Raw genomic sequence first — 12737 nt, 5'->3', positions numbered from 1 at the left:
ATGAGCACGATCCGCAGCATCCACGCCCGTGAAATCCTCGACAGTCGTGGCAACCCCACGCTGGAAGCCGAAGTCATCCTGGAGGACGGTTCGTTCGGTCGTGCCGCGGTTCCCTCCGGCGCCTCGACCGGCACCAAGGAAGCGGTCGAGCTGCGTGACGGCGACAAGACCCGTTACCTGGGCAAGGGCGTGCGCAAGGCCGTCGACAACGTCAACACCACGATTGCCGCCGCGCTGAAGGGCTTTGAGGCCACCGACCAGGCCGGCCTCGACCGTCGCCTGATCGACCTTGACGGCACCGAGAACAAGGGCCGCCTGGGTGCCAACGCGCTGCTGGGTGTTTCGATGGCCGCTGCGCACGCCGCCGCCGCATCGAACAAGCAGGCGCTGTGGCAGTACCTGGCCGCCAGGACCGGCGTGACCCCGTCGCTGCCGGTGCCGATGATGAACATCATCAACGGCGGCGCGCACGCCGACAACAACGTCGACTTCCAGGAATTCATGGTGCTGCCGGTCGGCTTCACCTCGTTCTCCGAAGCGCTGCGTGCCGGTACCGAAATCTTCCATTCGCTGAAGTCGGTGCTGAAGGGCCACGGCCTGAGCACGGCGGTCGGCGACGAAGGCGGCTTCGCGCCGGACTTCCGCAGCAACGTCGAAGCGCTGGACACCATCCTTGAAGCGATCGGCAAGGCCGGCTACACCGCCGGTGAAGACGTGCTGCTGGGCCTGGACGTCGCCTCCAGCGAGTTCTTCGAGAACGGCAAGTACAACCTGGTGGGCGAGAACAAGCGCCTGACCTCCGAGCAGTTCGTCGACTTCCTCGCCGACTGGGCCGCGCAGTACCCGATCATCACGATCGAAGACGGCCTGGCCGAGAACGACTGGGCCGGCTGGAAGCTGCTGACCGACCGCATCGGCAAGAAGGTGCAGCTGGTCGGTGACGACCTGTTCGTGACCAACCCGAAGATCTTCCAGGAAGGCATCGACTCGGGCACCGCCAACGCGATCCTGATCAAGGTCAACCAGATCGGCACCCTGAGCGAAACCCTGGAAGCGATCGCCATGGCCGACCGCGCCGGTTATGCCGCGGTGGTCTCGCACCGTTCGGGCGAAACCGAAGACACCACCATCGCCGACATCGCAGTGGCCACCACCGCCACCCAGATCAAGACCGGTTCGCTGTGCCGCAGCGATCGCGTGGCCAAGTACAACCAGCTGCTGCGCATCGAGGAAGCCCTCGGCGCCGGCGCGCGTTACGCCGGTCGTGACGCGTTCGTTTCGCTGAAGCGCTGAGCCGATGCGCGACTGGCGCTGGATGCTGCTGGTGCTGGCCCTGCTGCTGGGCTGGCTGCAGTACCGCTTCTGGTTCGGTCCGGGCAATTCGGGCGAAGTGATGATGCTCGAAGCCCAGGTCGCCAACCAGGAGCGGGACAATGAGGGTCTGCAGCAGCGCAACGACGCGCTTGCTGCCGAAGTGAAGGACCTCAAGGAAGGCCAGTCCGCCATCGAGGAGCGCGCACGCAGCGAGCTGGGCATGATCAAGCCCGGCGAGAAGTTCTATCGTGTGGTCGAGGATGCGCCGGTCCACCCGGCGCAGCCTGCGGCAGGTGTCAGTGCGCAGGTTGGCGACCACCCGGCGGACGTGCCATGAGTGCGGCCATCTGGGTCGTGGTTCCGGCTGCGGGCCGTGGCACCCGCTTCGGCGCGCCGTTGCCCAAGCAATACCTGCAGGCAGGGGGACAGATCCTGCTTGCCCATACCCTGGACGCCCTGCTGGCGCACCCGGCCGTGGCCGGGGCGATGGTGGTGATCGGCCAGGACGACGCCGACTGGCCCGGCTGGAACGAGTGGGCGGGCAAGCCGGTGCTGACCTGCATCGGTGGCGCGACCCGTGCCGCTTCGGTGCTGGCTGGCCTGCAGGCGCTGCCGGAGACGGTGCGCGCTGATGAGTTCGTACTGGTCCACGATGCCGCGCGGCCGAACCTGTCGCCGGCCGATCTCGGCCGCCTGCTTGAAGTCGGTCGTACCGACCCGGTGGGGGCGATCCTGGCCGCACCGGTACGTGACACGCTCAAGCGTGCAGGCGACGACGGTGGCATCGATGGCACCGAGCCGCGTGAGCGCCTCTGGCGTGCACTGACCCCGCAGCTGTTCCGCCGCCATCAGCTCAGCCGCGCGCTGTCCGACGCCGCTGCCGCCGGTGTTGAAGTCACCGACGAGGCGATGGCCATGGAGCGCCAGGGCCAGCGCCCGCTGCTGGTGGAAGGCAGCGAGGACAACTTCAAGGTCACCACCCCGGCCGATCTGGACCGGTTCGAATTCGTACTTTCCCGCCGCGCCGGCTGACCGCCCGCGTGGCCCTGCTGCAAGGGTTGCATCCATGAGCACCGCACCGTTCCCGCCCGTCCGCATCGGCCAGGGCTACGACGTCCATGCCTTCGGCGAAGGCGATCACATCATGCTTGGCGGCGTGAACGTTCCACACAGCTGTGGCGTGCTTGCGCACAGCGATGGCGACGTGATCCTGCACGCCTTGTGCGATGCGATGCTCGGTGCGCTTGCGCTGGGCGACATCGGCCAGCATTTCCCACCCAGTGACGACCGCTGGAAGGGCGCCGACAGCAGCGACTTCGTGCGTCATTGCGACAGCCTGCTGCGCGAGCGCGGCTGGCGCGTCGGCAACACCGACATCACCGTGATCTGCGAGCGGCCGAAGGTTGGCCCGCATGCGCTGGCGATGCGTGAGCGCATCGGCGGCCTGCTGCAGTTGCCGCTGGATGCGGTCAGCGTCAAGGCCACCACCTCGGAAAAGCTGGGCTTCACCGGCCGTGGTGAAGGCATTGCCGCACAGGCGGTCGTGTTGCTGGTGGCGGCATGATTCCGCTGCCGTTGGCATTTGGTGCGCCGTTGTTGACGGCGCGCATCCGCACCACGCCAGACGATTTCCAGGTTGACGAGCTGCCGGCCTTCGAGGCCACCGGCGAAGGCGAGCACCTGTTGCTGCACATCCGAAAGCGCGGTGCCAACACCGTGCATGTGGCCAAGGTGCTGGCCAAGTGGGCGGGCCTGCCGGAAATGGCGGTGAGTTACGCCGGCATGAAAGACCGCCACGCGGTCACCACCCAGCGTTTCAGCGTGCACCTGCCCAAGCGCATTGCGCCGGACTTGGCCGAGCTGGCCAGTGACGAGATCGAAGTGCTCGAAGCGACCTGGCACAACCGCAAGCTGCAGCGTGGCGCACTGGCCGGCAACCGCTTCAAGCTGGTCCTGCGCGAGGTGCAGGGCGATGCCGCAGCGATCAGCGAACGCCTGCAGCAGATTGCCGGGCGCGGCCTGCCGAACTGGTTTGGCGAGCAGCGCTTTGGCCGCGACGGCGGCAACGTGCCGGCGGCACTGGCGATGTTCGGTGGCCGCCGCATGCGCAAGGACCAGCGTTCACTGCTGCTGTCTGCCGCCCGATCGGCGCTGTTCAACCGCGTGCTGGCTGCGCGCGTGGAGCAGGGCAACTGGGATCAGCCACTGGACGGCGAGGTGTGGATGCTGGACGGCAGCCGCAGCGTGTTCGGCCCGGAGCCGTACACCGACGTGCTGGCCGAGCGCCTCGCGCGGTTCGACATCCATCCCAGCGCACCGCTGTGGGGCGAAGGCGAGCTGCGCAGCACCGAAGCGGCACGCGAGCTGGAGCTGGCCGCGCTCGACGACGAGGAATCGAAGGCACTGCGGGCCGGCCTGGAAGACGCGCGCCTGAAGCAGGAGCGCCGCGCGCTGCGCCTGCGCCCCGCGTTGTTGCAGCACCAGTGGCTGGGCGATGACGTGCTGGAGCTATCGTTCGCGCTGCCGCCGGGCTGCTACGCCACCGCCGTGCTGCACGAGCTCGGCCCGGTCGAAGACGCCTCGCAGGCCTGAGCAGGGCGCGCGGTAGAGTCGACTGTCAGTCGACTTGCGCGCGCAGCGCGGGGTATTCGCTTGCCGCTGGAAGAGCAGTCGACTGACAGTCGACTCTACCTGGACTCATGGCGTCCCCTTTTTTCAGCGCCGCGCCAGCAGCACCAGCACCGCGCCGGTGCCGCCTTGCCCGGTCGGCGCCGAATGGAATGCCAGTACGTCGTTGCGCAGCCGCAGCAGGCGGTCGACCAGGTTCTTCAGTACCGGTGCACCGCCGTCGGACTGCAATCCCTTGCCGTGGATGATGCGCACGCAGCCATACTCGTGTGCATGCGCTTCCAGCAGGAACTGGCGCAGCAGCGTCTCGGCCTGCGCGGCGGTGGCGCCATGCAGGTCCAGTTCGTCCTGCACCGAATACTGGCCACGCTTGAGGCGCTGGAACAGGCGAGGTGGCAGGTTGTCGCGGCGATAGCTGGCCACGTCGCCGGCTTCCAGTGGCGTGCTGTCGCGCAGCAGCCGGGCGAACTCGCCGGCGGCTTCGGCCTCGTCACGTTCGGCCATGCGCGCGCGCGGCTTCGGCCGGGGCGCAGCCGGTGCCGGCTCGGCATCCTTGCGCAGCGGCGTCACTTCGCCGATGGCCGCGCGGAACAACGCGGCCGGATCTTCGTCTTTAGGGTGCGACATGCGCACAGGGTAAACCGCTGGCGCAGGTCTGCCTATGACGGTTCGATGTCGGCCGTGACCGCCGGCAGGGTAGGACCGGCGGCTCGCATGCGGCACAATAGACGATGCCCTTGCAGGGTCGACGGCTTCCGCAGGGGAGTACGACGGTCCCGCCCACACTGCACGGTGATGGAATCGAATTCTTGGAAAATCAAGCGGTTAAATCGAAGATGCGAATCCTGGTCAGTAACGACGATGGCGTCGACGCCGCAGGCATCCGGATGCTTGCTTCGGTGCTGCGTGAGGCCGGTCACGAAGTCACGGTGGTCGCGCCCGACCGCGATCGCTCCGGCGCCAGCAATTCGCTGACCCTGGACCTGCCGATCCGCCTCAAGCGCATCGACCATTACACCGTCTCGGTGGCCGGTACCCCGACCGACTGCGTGCACCTGGCGCTGACCGGGCTGCTCGAGTTCGAACCCGACATTGTCGTGTCCGGCATCAACAACGCCGCCAATCTCGGCGATGACGTGATCTATTCCGGCACCGTCTCGGCGGCGATGGAAGGTCGCTTCCTCGGCCTGCCGGCGGTGGCGGTCTCGCTGGTTACCCGCAACCACGATCCGAAACACTTCGAGACCGCCGCGCGCGCTGCGGTGGAGATCGTCGCCCGGCTCAAGGCCGATCCGTTGCCGGCTGACACCATCCTCAACGTCAACGTGCCGGACCTGCCGTGGAACGAGGTCAAGGGCTTCGAGGTCACCCGCCTGGGCAACCGCCATCGTGCAGAAGGCTGCATCGCGCAGAAGGACCCACGCGGCAACGAGGTGTACTGGATCGGCCCGGCCGGTCGTGAGCAGGACTCCGGCCCCGGCACCGACTTCCACGCGGTGCGCACCGGGCATATCTCGATCACCCCGATCCAGGTCGACCTGACCCGCTACCAGGCACTGGAGAAAGTGGCCAGCTGGGTCGGCGGCCTCAGCGCCGCGCTGGACCAGCCGGCATGAGTCCACGCCTGCGCCTGCAACCGGAAGCCGTCGGCATCGGCATGACCTCGCAGCGTGTGCGCGACCGCCTGGTCGATCGCCTGCGCGAGGCTGGCATCGTCGACGAGTCGACCTTGAATGCGATCCGGGTGGTGCCACGTCATCTGTTCATCGACGAAGCGCTTGCGTCACGCGCCTACGAAGACACCGCCCTGCCAATCGGCCACGGCCAGACCATCTCGCAGCCGTGGGTGGTGGCGCGCATGACCGAAGCCGTGCTGCAGGTCTCGCCGAAGAAAGTGCTGGAAGTCGGTACCGGCTCCGGCTACCAGGCCGCCGTGCTCGGCGCGCTGGGCCTGGAGATCTACACCGTCGAACGCATCGGCGACCTGCTGCGACAGGCGCGCAAGCGCTTCCGTGCGCTGGGCATGAATATCCGCACCAAGCATGATGATGGCCGCGCGGGCTGGGCCGAGCACGGCCCGTTCGATGCCATCGTCGTCACCGCCGCGGCGCCTGCACTGGTCGATGAACTGGTCGGGCAGCTGGCCGAGGGCGGCCGCCTGGTGGCGCCGGTCGGCGGGCCGGGTGGGCAGTCGCTGGTGCAGCTGGACCGCAGGGCTGACGGCAGCATCGAACAACGCGTGCTTGCGCCGGTCACCTTCGTGCCGCTGCTGTCCGGCATGCTCGACTAATCCACGGAGCAGGGTTGCATGAAGATTTTCGGGCCGCTGTACGAGCGGGCGATGAAGTGGGCGGCGCACGAACGCGCGCCGACCTACCTGACGGTGTTGAGCTTCTTCGAGGCGATCATCTTTCCGGTGATGCCGGAAGTGATGCTGGCGCCGATGTGCGTGGCCCAGCCGAAACGCGGCTGGTGGTTCGCCACCCTCAGTCTGGCCGGCTCGATGGTCGGCGCGCTGATTGGCTATGCATTGGGTCATTACGCCTTCGAAGCGATCAAGCCGTTGTTCGAATCACTGGGCATGCTGCCGGCCATCGAGCAGGGCATCACCACCGTGCAGGCCAAGATGGCCGAGTCGCCGTGGGCGGTGTTCACCTTCCTGGTGCTGGGCGGCTTCATGCCCATCCCGATGAAGGTCTTCACGTGGGCATCGGGTATCGTCGGCGTGCCGATGCCGCAGTACCTGTTGAGCATGCTGATCGGTCGCGGCAAGCGCGTGTTCGTGCTGGCCGCGGTCATCCGTATCGGTGGTGCGCGTGCTGAAGCGGCACTGCGTCGCTGGATTGAACCGCTGGGCTGGATCGCCACCGCGTTGGTGGTGGTGCTGATCGCCTGGCTTGTATGGAGGTCGAAGTTCGCATGAATCCTGATCGTCTGAGCAAGGGAGTGCGCATCGGCGCGCTGGCGTTGCTGGTTTCCACCCTGGCCGCCTGCGGCACCGCAACCGTGGTTCGTCCTGGTGGTGGCAGCACCGGTGGCGGTGTGACCACGCCGAAGACCTCGGTGCCCAAGCCCGGGCAGACCGTGGTGGTGCGCAAGGGCGATACCATCTATGCGCTGGCCCGCATCCATGACATCACCCCGGCCGACCTGATTGCCTGGAACAGCCTGGACAACCCCTCGACCATCCATCCGGGGCAGGTGATCCGACTGTATCCGGCCGGTGCCAGCGGCGGCCGCGCGCCGACCACGGTGGTCACCCCGCCGCGCTCGGGTGGCAGCAGCGGCGGCAGCACCACATCGGCCCCGGCCCCGGCGCCGGTGGGTCCGGTGAAGAGCAACATCGCCTGGCGCTGGCCGGCCGATGGCGCGATCGTCGGCCGCTACGTGGCCGGTGACGCGACCAAGCAGGGCGTGGACATCGCCGGTACCAGCGGCCAGCCGGTCAAGGCCACCGCCAACGGTGTGGTGGTGTACTCCGGCGCCGGCCTGGTTGGCTACGGCGAGCTGATCATCATCAAGCACAGCGACCAGTGGCTGTCGGCCTATGGCCACAACCGCAAGCGCCTGGTGAATGAAGGGCAGAGCGTGAAGGCCGGTGAGCAGATCGCCGAGATGGGCCGCACCGGTGCGAACCGCGACATGGTCCACTTCGAGATCCGTTACAACGGTAAGCCGGTGGACCCGCAGCAGTACCTCCCGGCACGCTGATCGTCGATTCGCCATCTGGGCGGATCCCCGGCCCGGCGCAGCGCGCCGGGCGTTCGCCAACGGCGCGGCCCATGGGCCGCAAACGCCGTCAGCTCACCCGCTACAACGGCAAGCCGGTGGACCCGCAGCAATACCTGCCGGCGCGTTGAGGTCGTGGGGTCGGGTGGCGCCGGGCAATGCTCGGCGTTCCCGACCTGTAGCGTCGAGCCATGCTCGACTCGCTGTACGCTGGCCGCCGTGGGTGGCCATTTGCGACCATGAGTGGCGCATCTCAAGCTTCCCGGCGAGCCAGGGAAGCGGCATGCTTCAACGGCCCCCCAATCCGGTGCCGCATGTCTCGCCCAACAGCCCTTTTCGTGCTGCTCATCGTCGCGCCATTGGCGGCCGCCGCCAGCAGCGATCCACGTGACGTGGTCACCCGCCTCTACGACGCCATCCAGGCACCGACGTCGAACGAAACGGCCATTTCCCCGCTGCTGGGTGAGGCCCTCCGCTCAGCCATCGCTGGGCAGCGTGCATATGAACAGGCCTGCACCGCACTGGCGGCGCCTGATGAAAAGCCGCACATGCTGGACCAGAGCCCGTATCTGCTGGCGCCGGATCGACCGGAAACGATATCCGTGGGAATGCCCGGATCGAGCGGTGACGCCACCTGGATCCATGTCGACATGGCCGTGGGCGACTATCGCTGGACCGACCGGGTCCTGCTGCAGCGGCAGGACCGGGACTGGAAGGTCATGGATATCCGCTGGGGGCAGGGCGGCAACCTGATTGGCCGGCTCAAGGCGTTCTCGGCATTCCGCTGCACACCTTCGGGCAGCTAGCCGGGAGCCACCCGGCGATTCGACCTCAGCCTTCCAGAATGAAGGCGGCGGCGACCTTGCGGCCTTCGCCGGCCAGGATGTTGAAGGTGCGCGCGGCGGCTGGATTGTTCATCACTTCCAGGCCGATGCCGCGTGACAGGCAGGCGGCCATCACCACCGCCGGCGGGAACACCTGACGGTCACCTGTGCCGAGCACGATCAGCGCAGGGTTCAGCGCCAGGATCGGCTCCAGGTCAGCCAGCTGCAGCGCAGTGGCGCTCACCACCGGCCATTGCGTGACCAGCTGGTCCGGGGTCAGGAAGAAACTGCTGCCCAGTGCCTGGTCATTCACCTTGGCCGAGCGGCCATCGGCGGCACGGAGGCTATAGGCGTAATCCGGCGGTTCGTGGTTCAGCTGCATGGCAGTAGGGCGATCAGCCGCGCGGCAGCACGATCTGGCGCTGTTCCTTGCTCGGGCGGTACAGCACGGCGACGTGGCCGATGCGCTGCACCAGCGCGCTTTCGGTGGCTTCGACGATCTCGCCGATCATCACGTCACGGGCGTCGCGGTCTTCAGCAGCGACCTTCACCTTGACCAGCTCGTGGCGCTCCAGCACTTCGTTCAGCTCAGCGATGAAGGCCGGGGTCACACCCTTGCCGCCGGTCTGCAGCAGGGCCTTCAGGTCGTGGGCTTGGCCGCGCAGGAAACGGGTCTGGGAGGCGGTCAGGGCGATGGACATGCAGGAAAACACGGTTGAATGGGGCGATCAGGGTATCATGAGGACCCCATCAGCCCCTATTTTCAATGGCTACCCGCAGCAAAAGCAGCCAGCGCTGGCTCAAGGAACACTTCTCCGACCCCTTCGTGAAGAAGGCCCAGGCCGAAGGCATGCGCTCGCGCGCCGCCTACAAGCTCGAAGAGCTGCTGGAACGTGACCGGTTGCTGAAGCCGCACATGGTGGTGGTCGACCTCGGTGCCGCCCCGGGCGGCTGGTCTCAGCAGGTGCGGAGACAGATCGGCGACACCGGTCGCGTGCTGGCGCTGGACATCCTGGACATGCCGCCGCTGGCCGGCGTGGAGTTCCTTCATGGTGACTTCAGGGAAGAAGCCGTCCTATCGCAGTTTGAAGCCATGCTCGGGGATCAGCCGGTAGACCTTGTGCTGTCGGACATGGCCCCCAATAAGAGTGGTGTAGGCGCGGTCGACCAGCCGCGGATGATGCACCTGGCGGAGCTGGCCCTGGATTTTGCCGACAACCACCTGAAGACCGGTGGGGCGTTCCTGATCAAGCTGTTCCAGGGTGAGGGCTTTGACGACTACGTGCGCGACATGCGCCGCCGGTACGACAAGGTCTCCATCCGCAAGCCGGAAGCGTCGCGCAAGCGCTCTCCCGAGGTGTATGCCTTGGGTCAGGGAAAACGCGCCCACATGAAGTAAGCTCGCAACGTACGCAAGTTCGACCCCAACGCAACGCCAGCACTGAGAGGAACACCGGAGCCAATGAGGATGAACGACTTGACCAAGAACCTCCTGCTATGGGTGGTCGTCGCCGTCGTGCTGATGGTGGTCTTCCAGAGCTTCTCGCCGAAGTCCTCCGGGGCCGGCGCGCAGGGCGCGTCCTACTCGCAGTTCCTGGACCAGGTGGACAGCGGCAACGTGCAGAAGGTCGCCTTTGGCGGCGACATGCGTGGCGGCACCAGCCAGCTGACCTACACCACCCGCGGTGGGCAGTCGTCCACCATCACCGCGCCGTTCGATCGTGACCTGATCAACGTGCTGCGTACCAAGAACGTGGAGATCGTGCAGGAGGAGCCGTCCAGCGGCATTTCCCTCGGCGCGATCCTGATGAATTTCCTGCCGGTCATCCTGATCATCGGCTTCTGGTTGTTCATCATGCGCCAGATGCAGGGCGGTGGCGGCGGTGCCAAGGGCGCGATGTCCTTCGGCAAGTCGCGCGCCAAGCTGCAGGGCGAAGACCAGATCAAGGTCACCTTCGCCGACGTCGCCGGCTGCGACGAGGCCAAGGAAGAAGTGGGCGAACTGGTCGACTTCCTGCGCGACCCGTCCAAGTTCACCAAGCTGGGCGGCAAGATTCCGCGCGGCGTGCTGATGGTGGGCCCGCCGGGTACCGGCAAGACGCTTCTGGCCAAGGCCATCGCCGGCGAAGCCAAGGTGCCGTTCTTCTCGATCTCCGGTTCGGACTTCGTGGAAATGTTCGTCGGCGTCGGCGCCAGCCGCGTGCGTGACATGTTCGAGCAGGCCAAGAAGCACGCGCCGTGCATCATCTTCATCGACGAAATCGACGCCGTCGGCCGCCACCGTGGCGCCGGCCTGGGCGGCGGTCACGACGAGCGCGAGCAGACCCTGAACCAGCTGCTGGTCGAGATGGACGGTTTCGAGGGTGGCGAAGGCGTGATCGTGATCGCCGCGACCAACCGTCCGGACGTGCTGGACCCGGCGCTGCTGCGCCCGGGCCGTTTCGACCGCCAGGTCGTGGTCGGCCTGCCGGACGTGAAGGGCCGCGAGCACATCCTCAAGGTCCACATGCGCAAGCTGCCGCTGGCTGACGACGTCGAGCCGATGGTGATCGCGCGTGGTACCCCGGGCTTCTCCGGTGCGGACCTGGCCAACCTCTGCAACGAGGCGGCCCTGTTCGCCGCGCGCGGCAACGAGAAGGAAGTCCGCATGGACCACTTCGACCGTGCACGCGACAAGATCCTGATGGGTGCCGAGCGCCGCTCGATGGCCATGAGCGAGGACGAGAAGACCCTGACCGCGTACCACGAGGCCGGCCACGCCATCGTCGGCCGCCTGGTGCCCGAGCACGACCCGGTCTACAAGGTCACCATCATTCCGCGCGGCCGCGCGCTGGGTGTGACCATGTACCTGCCGGAAGGCGACAAGTACTCGATGAACCGCGTGGCGATCCAGTCGCAGCTGTGCTCGCTGTACGGCGGCCGCGTCGCTGAAGAGCTGATCTTCGGCGAGGACAAGGTCACCACCGGCGCCTCCAACGACATCGAGCGTGCCACCAAGATGGCCCGCAACATGGTCACCAAGTGGGGCCTGTCCGAGCAGCTCGGCCCGATCGCCTATGGCGAAGAGGACGACGAGGTGTTCCTGGGCCGTTCGGTCACCCAGCACAAGAGCGTGTCCAACGACACGGCGCGCCGGATCGACGAGGAAGTGCGCAACATCCTCGACAAGGCCTACGCCCGCACGACCCAGCTGCTGACCGAGAACATCGACAAGCTGCACGCGATGTCGCAGCTGCTGCTGCAGTACGAGACCATCGACGCGCCGCAGATCGACGCGATCATGGAAGGCCGCGATCCGCCGCCGCCGGCGGGCTGGAGCAAGTCGAACAAGGATGGCGGCAACGACAAGGGCGGCGACGCCCGTCCGCTGCCGCCGATCGCAGGCCCGGCCGAATCGCACTGACGGCCCGCTGCAGGTGACACCAGACGAGGCCGGGGCAACCCGGCTTCGTCGTTTCCGGGCCACTGGCCCATCCCGAAGAACCGATCTGACGCTGGAGCCCGCATGTCCGCCCCGAAACCCGAACCGATTTCCCACACTGCCGAAATGGTGATCGCCACCGTGGTCGGCGTGGGCGTGGGCCTGGGGGCCGACAACCTGCTGCTGGGCTGCGTGGTGGGTATCGGGGTCGGCATCGTGCTGAGCATCGCCAAGACCCTGTACGTGGACCGCAAGCGCCGCCGCCGTTGAGGGGGTGTCGGCAGGGCTTCGCCCTGCACCCGTGGTAGTGCCGGCCGCTGGCCGGCAACCTCAACAGCAACAGCAACAGCAACAGCAACAGCGGGCTTTCCGTAGGATGGCGGGGCGGTGTCGGAGTGCGGGGGCGCTGCAAGTACGTCCCTGTAAGCTTGGCAGCCGCATCCATGCGGCTGACACCCCGCCCTCCGACACCGCCCCACCTCTGACAGATTCCGGCAGCTGTTGGTGCCTGTCGACCTTGGTCGACACGGTAGATCCACGCCATGCGTGGATGCATTTCGATTCCAATTCGAAATATTCGATTCCGATGGAGATTCATCCACGCATGGCGTGGATCTACTGCAGATCGCGGAGATCTGTCGAAGGCGGGGTGGGTCCGGTTGCGGGGGCGTGAGCCGCATGGATGCGGCGACCGAGCCTTATCTGATGAAAATCTGTCAGCGTAGGTGTCGAGAGCCGGCGTGGGCCGCCGTACGAGCCTGGATCTCGACGATCGCCATGTAGCTTGGCGCCCACGCCGGAATCTCCCTTGATCCGCCCGA

Annotated in this window: 16 protein-coding genes; 13 read left to right on the top strand and 3 right to left on the bottom strand. The window is 66.8% G+C overall.

The genetic code is table 11. The features are described from left to right. The 5 genes from eno to truD are packed head-to-tail and all read left to right on the top strand — an operon-like array spanning position 1 to position 3906. Entirely contained in the window at positions 1–1293 is a 1293-nt protein-coding gene (gene eno, locus H4O10_RS01945; protein ID WP_005409002.1) for a phosphopyruvate hydratase, read from the top strand. Positions 1294–1297: 4 nt separating this feature from the next. Further along, a complete protein-coding gene (ftsB, locus tag H4O10_RS01940) occupies positions 1298–1651 on the top strand; it encodes a cell division protein FtsB (protein ID WP_005412924.1) in 354 nt (117 codons plus the stop codon). Further along, positions 1648–2346 (top strand): 2-C-methyl-D-erythritol 4-phosphate cytidylyltransferase, encoded by a 699-nt coding sequence (gene ispD / locus H4O10_RS01935; protein ID WP_005409004.1) that lies wholly within the window; start codon positions 1648–1650, stop codon positions 2344–2346. The genes ftsB and ispD overlap by 4 nt, the downstream gene beginning before the upstream one ends. Before the next feature lie 34 nt (positions 2347–2380). Continuing rightward, complete coding sequence (ispF, locus tag H4O10_RS01930; RefSeq protein ID WP_005409005.1) at positions 2381–2878, top strand: 2-C-methyl-D-erythritol 2,4-cyclodiphosphate synthase; 498 nt, start codon at positions 2381–2383, stop codon at positions 2876–2878. Next, complete coding sequence (gene truD / locus H4O10_RS01925) at positions 2875–3906, top strand: tRNA pseudouridine(13) synthase TruD (protein WP_005409006.1); 1032 nt, start codon at positions 2875–2877, stop codon at positions 3904–3906. The genes ispF and truD overlap by 4 nt, the downstream gene beginning before the upstream one ends. Positions 3907–4029: 123 nt before the next feature. On the opposite strand, the gene H4O10_RS01920 is transcribed toward truD, so the two are convergent. Further along, the gene (locus H4O10_RS01920; protein WP_043034331.1) at positions 4030–4569 is read right to left on the bottom strand and encodes a Smr/MutS family protein; all 540 of its coding nucleotides are present in this window, start codon (positions 4567–4569) and stop codon (positions 4030–4032) included. A 209-nt stretch (positions 4570–4778) separates the two neighbouring features. On the opposite strand from H4O10_RS01920, the gene surE reads away from it, so the two are divergent. From surE to H4O10_RS01895, 5 genes are all read left to right on the top strand, one after another. Then, a complete protein-coding gene (gene surE / locus H4O10_RS01915; RefSeq protein ID WP_005409008.1) occupies positions 4779–5558 on the top strand; it encodes a 5'/3'-nucleotidase SurE in 780 nt (259 codons plus the stop codon). Further along, on the top strand, positions 5555–6232 hold the full coding sequence (locus tag H4O10_RS01910; protein ID WP_005409009.1) for a protein-L-isoaspartate(D-aspartate) O-methyltransferase: 678 nt from the start codon (positions 5555–5557) through the stop codon (positions 6230–6232). The genes surE and H4O10_RS01910 overlap by 4 nt, the downstream gene beginning before the upstream one ends. Positions 6233–6250: 18 nt before the next feature. Next, entirely contained in the window at positions 6251–6865 is a 615-nt protein-coding gene (locus H4O10_RS01905; protein WP_049396345.1) for a YqaA family protein, read from the top strand. Next, positions 6862–7653 (top strand): peptidoglycan DD-metalloendopeptidase family protein, encoded by a 792-nt coding sequence (locus tag H4O10_RS01900; RefSeq protein ID WP_005409011.1) that lies wholly within the window; start codon positions 6862–6864, stop codon positions 7651–7653. The genes H4O10_RS01905 and H4O10_RS01900 overlap by 4 nt, the downstream gene beginning before the upstream one ends. A 332-nt stretch (positions 7654–7985) precedes the next feature. Next, positions 7986–8477, top strand: coding sequence for a hypothetical protein (locus tag H4O10_RS01895; protein WP_044569804.1), 492 nt, complete (start codon positions 7986–7988; stop codon positions 8475–8477). 25 nt (positions 8478–8502) lie between these two features. Here the strand turns inward: H4O10_RS01895 and H4O10_RS01890 are convergent, their stop codons facing one another. Together H4O10_RS01890 and yhbY are read right to left on the bottom strand one after the other, a co-directional pair. Next, entirely contained in the window at positions 8503–8877 is a 375-nt protein-coding gene (locus tag H4O10_RS01890; protein ID WP_005412930.1) for an Mth938-like domain-containing protein, read from the bottom strand. A 13-nt stretch (positions 8878–8890) separates the two neighbouring features. Beyond that, entirely contained in the window at positions 8891–9196 is a 306-nt protein-coding gene (gene yhbY / locus H4O10_RS01885; protein ID WP_004152868.1) for a ribosome assembly RNA-binding protein YhbY, read from the bottom strand. Positions 9197–9261: 65 nt separating this feature from the next. On the opposite strand from yhbY, the gene rlmE reads away from it, so the two are divergent. The 3 genes from rlmE (at position 9262) to H4O10_RS01870 (ending at position 12186) form a co-directional block, all read left to right on the top strand. Next, on the top strand, positions 9262–9894 hold the full coding sequence (gene rlmE, locus H4O10_RS01880; protein ID WP_005409014.1) for a 23S rRNA (uridine(2552)-2'-O)-methyltransferase RlmE: 633 nt from the start codon (positions 9262–9264) through the stop codon (positions 9892–9894). Between the two features lie 69 nt (positions 9895–9963). Further along, positions 9964–11898 (top strand): ATP-dependent zinc metalloprotease FtsH, encoded by a 1935-nt coding sequence (ftsH, locus tag H4O10_RS01875; RefSeq protein ID WP_005409015.1) that lies wholly within the window; start codon positions 9964–9966, stop codon positions 11896–11898. A gap of 102 nt (positions 11899–12000) precedes the next feature. Further along, positions 12001–12186 carry a hypothetical protein gene (locus H4O10_RS01870; RefSeq protein ID WP_005409016.1) on the top strand — a complete coding sequence of 62 codons (186 nt, stop codon included), beginning with the start codon at positions 12001–12003 and terminating at the stop codon, positions 12184–12186. The last annotated feature ends 551 nt before the right edge of the window (positions 12187–12737 follow it).

The sequence above is a fragment of the Stenotrophomonas sp. I18B00994 genome, from assembly GCF_014145825.1.
GTDB classification, from domain to species: Bacteria; Pseudomonadota; Gammaproteobacteria; order Xanthomonadales; family Xanthomonadaceae; genus Stenotrophomonas; species Stenotrophomonas maltophilia.
The sequence above is the reverse complement of the archived record's forward strand: the minus strand, read 5'-3'. Positions and strand labels throughout refer to the sequence as shown.